We start from the raw sequence: 6,105 nt of genomic DNA, 5'->3' as shown, positions 1-6,105 counted from the left end.
GATCGGGGCTCCGCCCCGGACCCCGCGCCTCAAACGCCGGCGAGGCTGGAAAATCCAGCCCGCGCGGCGTTTGAGCGCACCGGGCGCGAAGCGCACGGAACGGGGGCCGGGGCGTCAGCCCCGGTTTCTGGGGGCACCTCCCAGCGGTAGCTGGGGGAGAAGGGGCGGGGTGGGGAACGGCTCCGCGCAACGGTCAGAGGCGCCAGGCCTCGGGGAGGGCTTCGGCCAGGTCCTGGGCCAGGAGCGGGGCGTCGCGGGCGGCGGTGCGGCCGGCCAGGCCGTGGACGTAGGCCGCGACGGAGGCCGCATCGCGCGCGGCGAGCCCCGCGGCCAGCAGGGAGCCGGCCAGGCCGGAGAGGACGTCGCCGCTGCCCGCGGTGGCCAGCCAGTGGCTTCCCGTCGGGTTGACCCGGACGGGGGCGGCGGCCCCGTCGCAGACCAGGGTGGTGGCCCCCTTCAGGAGCGTCGTCGCGCCGTAGCGGCCCGCCAGCTCCCGCACCGCCGCCAGCCGCCCCGATTCCACCGTCTCGCGGGGCGAACCGAGCAGCGCCGCCGCCTCCCCCGCATGCGGGGTCAGCAGCGTCGGGGCCGTACGGGCCCGCAGGGCCGCCGGGTCCAGGGCGCGCAGCCCGTCGGCGTCCACGAGCACCGGGACCGGATCGGCGAGGGCCTGGGCGACCTCCGCCGCGCGGCCGTCGCCGAGCCCCGGCCCGACCACCCAGGCCTGGACGCGCCCGCGCCCGATCAGCGTCTCGGGGTAGCGGGCCAGGACGGCCTCGGCCGCCGGCCCCACGTACCGCACCGCGCCCGCGCCGCCCCGCAGGGCCCCGGCCACGGCGAGCACCGCCGCGCCCGGGTACTGCACCGACCCGGCGATGACGCCGACCACGCCCCGGCGGTACTTGTCGCTCGTCGCCGTGGGTCGGGGGAGCAGCGCTGCGACGTCCGCGGCCTCCAGGGCCTCCGCCGCGGCCTGCGGGGCGGCGGCGGCCGGGTCGAGCCCGATGTCCACCAGCCGGACCTCGCCCGCCAGCGACGCGCCCGGCTCGATCAGCAGCCCCGGCTTGTACGCCCCGAAGGTCACCGTCACGTCGGCCCGGACCGCCGCCCCGGCGACCTCCCCGGTGTCGGCGTCGACCCCGCTCGGCAGGTCCACGGCCACCACCACCGCCCCCGCCGGGATCCGCTCGACGAGCGCCGCCGCGGCCGGCCGCAGCCCGCCGCGGCCGCCGATGCCGACGAGCCCGTCCAGCACGAGGTCGGCCCGGTCGGGCACCGCCTCGGCCAGCCGCCCGCCGGCGGCCCGCAGCGCGGCGAGCCCGCCCGCGTGCACCCGCTGCGGGTCCATCGGGACCGCCGTCACCCCGGCGCCGCGCCGGGCCAGCCGGGCGCCGGCGTACAGGGCGTCGCCGCCGTTGTCGCCGGGCCCGACGAGGAGCACGATCCGCGCCCCGTACACCGCCCCGCGCGCCGTCTTCAGCAGTCCGGCGCAGGCGGCGGCCAGCCCGGCCGCGGCGCGCTGCATCAGGGCGCCCTCGGGCAGCCGGGCCATCAGCTCCCGTTCGGCGGCCCGTACGTCCTCCACCTCGTACGCGGTGCGCATGGCGGCTACGCCTCCGCGATGACCACGGCGGAGGCGACGCCCGCGTCGTGGCTGAGGGAGATGTGGAAGGACTTCACGCCCAGTTCGTCGGCCCGCGCCCGCACGGTCCCGGTCACCCGCACGCGCGGCTGCCCGGTGTGCTCCACGTACACCTCGGCGTCGGTCCACAGCATGTTGCCGGGCGCGCCGAGCGCCTTGGCGAGTGCCTCCTTGGCCGCGAACCGGGCGGCGAGCGAGGCGGTCCCGCGCCGCTCGCCGCTCGGCAGCGTCAACTCCGCGTCCACGAAGAGCCGCTGAGCCATGTTCGGCGTGCGCTCCAGCGCGGCGCCGAAACGGTCGATCTCGGCAACGTCGATACCCACGCCGATAATCACAACGAAGAACCCAATCCATCACTTCATTCGACGGTCACGGACTTCGCGAGATTACGCGGCTGGTCCACCTCGTTCCCGCGCGCCGTGGCCAGTTCGCACGCGAACACCTGCAGCGGCACCGTCGCGACCAGCGGCTGGAGCAGCGTCGGCGTCGCCGGGATCCGCACCAGGTGGTCGGCGTACGGGACGACCGCCTGGTCGCCCTCCTCGGCGATCACGATGGTCCGCGCCCCGCGCGCCCGGATCTCCTGGATGTTGGACACGATCTTGTCGTGGAGCACCGAGCGCCCGCGCGGCGAGGGCACGACGACCACCACGGGCAGGTCCTTCTCGATCAGCGCGATCGGCCCGTGCTTGAGCTCTCCCGCCGCGAAGCCCTCGGCGTGCATGTACGCGAGCTCCTTGAGCTTGAGCGCGCCCTCCAGCGCCACCGGGTAGCCGACGTGCCGCCCGAGGAAGAGCACGGTGTCCTTGTCGGCGAGGGACCGGGCCAGTTCGCGTACGGGCTCCATCGTCCCCAGCACGGTGTCCACGGCCGCGGCGATGTCGGACAGCTCGCGCACCACCGCCTGGATCTCGTCGCCCCACTTCGTGCCGCGGACCTGCCCGAGGTAGAGCGCGACCAGGTAGCAGGCCACCAGCTGCGTCAGGAACGCCTTGGTGGAGGCGACCGCCACCTCGGGACCGGCGTGCGTGTACAGCACCGCGTCCGATTCCCGCGGGATGGTCGAGCCGTTGGTGTTGCAGATGGCCAGCACCTTGGCCCCCTGCTCGCGCGCGTGCCGCAGCGCCATCAGGGTGTCCATGGTCTCGCCGGACTGCGAGATCGCCACCACCAGCGTCCGCTGGTCGAGGATCGGGTCGCGGTAGCGGAACTCGCTCGCGAGCTCCGTCTCGCAGGGGATGCGGGTCCAGTGCTCGATGGCCAGTTTCGCGATCATGCCCGCGTGGTACGCCGTCCCGCAGGCCACGATCACGACCTTGTCGACCTCCCTGAGCACCGAGGCGGGGATGCGGACCTCGTCCAGGGTCAGCGAGCCGCTCGCGTCGATCCGGCCGAGGAGGGTGTCGGCGACGGCCTTCGGCTGCTCGGCGATCTCCTTGAGCATGAAGTAGTCGTAGCCGCCCTTCTCGGCCGCCGAGGCGTCCCAGTCCACGCGGTACGCGCGCACCGTCGCGAGCGTGCCGTCGAAGTTGGTCACCGAGACCTCGTCGCGGCGCAGCTCCACGACCTGGTCCTGGCCCAGCTCGATCGCGGACCGGGTGTGGGCGATGAAGGCGGCCACGTCCGAGGCGAGGAAGTTCTCGCCCTCGCCGATGCCCACGACGAGCGGGGAGTTGCGGCGGGCTCCGACCACCACGTCCGGTACGTCGGCGTGCACCGCGACCAGCGTGAACGCCCCCTCCAGCCGGCGGCACACCCGCCGCATGGCCTCCGCGAGGTCCCCGTGGGCGGCGAACTGCTCGGCGAGCAGGTGCGCGACGACCTCGGTGTCGGTCTCGGACTCCAGCCGGTGTCCGCGCTCGGCCAGTTCGGCGCGCAGCGCGGCGAAGTTCTCGATGATGCCGTTGTGGACGACGGCGACCCGGCCCGCGTTGTCCAGGTGCGGGTGGGCGTTGAGGTCGGTGGGGCCGCCGTGGGTGGCCCAGCGGGTGTGCCCGAGGCCGGTGGAGCCGACCGGCAGCGGTTGGGCGAGGAGCTGCTTCTCCAGGTTGACCAGCTTCCCGGCCTTCTTGGCGGCCGAGAGCGTGCCGTCGGCGAGCACGGCGACGCCCGCCGAGTCGTAGCCGCGGTACTCCAGCCGCTTGAGTCCGGCGATGACCACATCGAGCGCCGACTGCGCTCCCACGTAACCCACAATTCCGCACATAGCGCGCAGCGTACGCCGCGGGCCCGCCCCCGTCCCGTACATGAACGAAAACGAAAACCCCGCCCCGGGGAATGCACCGGAGCGGGGTTGACGCACGCGTCGAACCGACCTGCGGTCAGCCGAGCTTCTTGACCTGGGCGTCGACGACGGCCTTCGGCTGCTCGGCGGTGCCGGCCAGGCTCATCGCGGAGAAGGTGGCCAGGGTGTTGCCCTTGCGCACGACGACGAGCTGGGTCGAGATCGTGGTGCCGTCCGCCTCGGCCTCCACCGTGTATGCCAGGGCCGCGTCGCCCGCGGTCACGGGGGCACCGGCGCCGACCTTGGAGATCTTGGCCGTCTCGCCTCCGCCCGTCACGCCGTAGCCGCCGGCGCAGGCCGTGCCGGCCGTCTTCAGGGCCGCGAAGGCCTCCTCCGCGCCCTTGCCCTCGTACGAGGCGATGGTGACGGTCGTGGCCGTGGAACCGAGGGCGGCCAGGGCGGCCTTCGCCTTGTCCTCGGGGCCGGCGCCGGCGTCCGCGGCCTTCGGCTTGGCGACGGCCTTGGTGCGGGCGGCGCCCGTGGACTTGCCGACCGGGGCGAAGGACTGCGCCTTGACCAGCGGCACGCAGTCGGGCTTGTCACTGGTGCTCGCGGCCGCCTCGGTGACCTCGCTCGGCGTGGGGGCCTTGACGATGTGGTCCGGCAGGTCGGCCTGGGCCACGATCAGCCCGGCGAGCTCGGCGTCGGTCTTGCCCTTCGCGGCCGCGGCGGCGGCCGAGGGCGAGGCCGCGGCGGGGGCGCCGGCCTTGGTGTCGTCCTTGCTGTCGGACGAGCCGGAGCTGCACGCGGTGGCCAGCAGGGCCAGGGACGCCGCGGAGGCGGCGAGGACGGTACGGGTGGCAAAGGTGCTGCGCACGGTGGATCTCCCCCAGTGGATGACTGTGCTGTGACATCGATCGCAACGGCCCGGGCAGCGCCCACTCCCCATGGGGTCCGCCGCAGCCGTGATGATCGCAATCTACGTGCGCGCACCCGCCGCCACCGGCCCGCGCACGCCCCTTCGCCCGGATCGTGACCCCAGTGAGACCGAATCCCGCCGTAATCCGGCCTCCGCCCGTCCCCCACGTGACCGACCCCACCACCCACGAGGGGCCCGGAGCCACGACAATGGCGGTGTGATCACTTCGCCGCCACGAAGCACATCGGACAGCGCAACGGAGCGCCCCGACCGGCCCGAGCGCCCCCAGCGCCGCGCTGAGCCCTCGCCGTACGTGGACCTCACGCGCGCCGAGTGGAGCGCCCTGCGCGAGCGGACGCCGCTGCCCCTGACCGCCGAGGAGGTCGAGCAGCTGCGGGGCCTCGGCGACGTCATCGACCTCGACGAGGTCCGCGACGTCTACCTGCCGCTCTCCCGCCTGCTCAACCTGTACGTCGGCGCCACCAGCAACCTCCGCGGCACCCTCAACACCTTCCTCGGCGACGCCGGCGGCAACGGCCACGGCAACCAGCAGGGCACCCCCTTCGTCATAGGCGTGGCCGGCTCCGTCGCCGTCGGCAAGTCCACGGTGGCCCGCCTCCTGCAGGCCCTGCTGGCCCGCTGGCCCGAGCACCCCCGCGTGGAGCGCGTCACCACCGACGGGTTCCTGTACCCGATGGAGGAGCTGCGCCGGCGCGGGCTGACCTCCCGCAAGGGCTTCCCCGAGTCCTACGACCGCCGCGCGCTCACCCGCTTCGTCGCCGACATCAAGGCCGGCAAGGACGAGGTCACGGCCCCGGTGTACTCCCACCTGATCTACGACATCGTCCCCGGCGAGCAGCTCGTCGTGCGCCGCCCGGACATCCTGATCGTCGAGGGCCTCAACGTGCTCCAGCCGGCCCTGCCGGGCAAGGACGGGCGGACCCGGGTCGGCCTCGCCGACTACTTCGACTTCAGCGTGTACGTGGACGCGCGCCCCGAGGACATCGAGCGCTGGTACCTCAACCGGTTCCGCAAGCTCCGCGAGACCGCGTTCCAGAATCCTTTCTCCTACTTCCGCAAGTACACCCAGGTCTCCGAGGAGGAGGCGCTGGAGTACGCGCAGACCATGTGGCGCACGATCAACAAGCCGAACCTGCTGGAGAACGTGGCGCCCACCCGCGGCCGCGCCACCCTCGTCGTGCGCAAGGGCCCCGACCACAAGGTCCAGAAGCTCAGCCTGCGCAAGCTCTGAACCGGCCCGGAAAACCGCTGTGGCGCACCCGCCGCGACCGGATGACCGGCCGGCGAGTGCGCCACGCT

At 73.9% G+C, this 6,105-nt stretch carries 5 protein-coding genes; 1 reads left to right on the top strand and 4 read right to left on the bottom strand.

The features are described 5' to 3' along the window. Positions 1-193 precede the first annotated feature (193 nt). The 4 genes from ABZ924_RS24760 to ABZ924_RS24745 all read right to left on the bottom strand — a co-directional run bounded on the left by ABZ924_RS24760 (position 194) and on the right by ABZ924_RS24745 (position 4,743). Positions 194-1,603, bottom strand: coding sequence for an NAD(P)H-hydrate dehydratase (locus ABZ924_RS24760; RefSeq protein ID WP_361913708.1), 1,410 nt, complete (start codon positions 1,601-1,603; stop codon positions 194-196). Between the two features lie 5 nt (positions 1,604-1,608). Next, positions 1,609-1,977 (bottom strand): holo-ACP synthase, encoded by a 369-nt coding sequence (locus ABZ924_RS24755; protein WP_361913705.1) that lies wholly within the window; start codon positions 1,975-1,977, stop codon positions 1,609-1,611. A gap of 23 nt (positions 1,978-2,000) precedes the next feature. Continuing rightward, positions 2,001-3,848 (bottom strand): glutamine--fructose-6-phosphate transaminase (isomerizing), encoded by a 1,848-nt coding sequence (gene glmS, locus ABZ924_RS24750; protein ID WP_361913702.1) that lies wholly within the window; start codon positions 3,846-3,848, stop codon positions 2,001-2,003. Positions 3,849-3,963: 115 nt separating this feature from the next. Next, entirely contained in the window at positions 3,964-4,743 is a 780-nt protein-coding gene (locus ABZ924_RS24745; RefSeq protein WP_361913699.1) for a hypothetical protein, read from the bottom strand. A gap of 355 nt (positions 4,744-5,098) precedes the next feature. Between ABZ924_RS24745 and coaA the strand changes: the two genes are divergently transcribed. Next, positions 5,099-6,037: a type I pantothenate kinase gene (gene coaA / locus ABZ924_RS24740; protein ID WP_361913696.1), complete on the top strand. Its 939-nt coding sequence runs from the start codon at positions 5,099-5,101 to the stop codon at positions 6,035-6,037. Positions 6,038-6,105 lie beyond the last annotated feature (68 nt).

The sequence above is a fragment of the Streptomyces sp. NPDC046876 genome, assembly GCF_040645035.1.
In the GTDB taxonomy this organism is placed as follows: Bacteria; Actinomycetota; Actinomycetes; order Streptomycetales; family Streptomycetaceae; genus Streptomyces.
This window is presented reverse-complemented; position numbering and strand designations above follow the sequence as displayed.

What these genes read in the sequence shown, in the direction of transcription:
- ABZ924_RS24760 (WP_361913708.1), bottom strand. Translation starts at nt 1,603, where the DNA reads ATGCGCACCGCGTACGAGGTGGAGGACGTACGGGCCGCCGAACGGGAG.
- glmS (WP_361913702.1), bottom strand. Translation starts at nt 3,848, where the DNA reads ATGTGCGGAATTGTGGGTTACGTGGGAGCGCAGTCGGCGCTCGATGTG.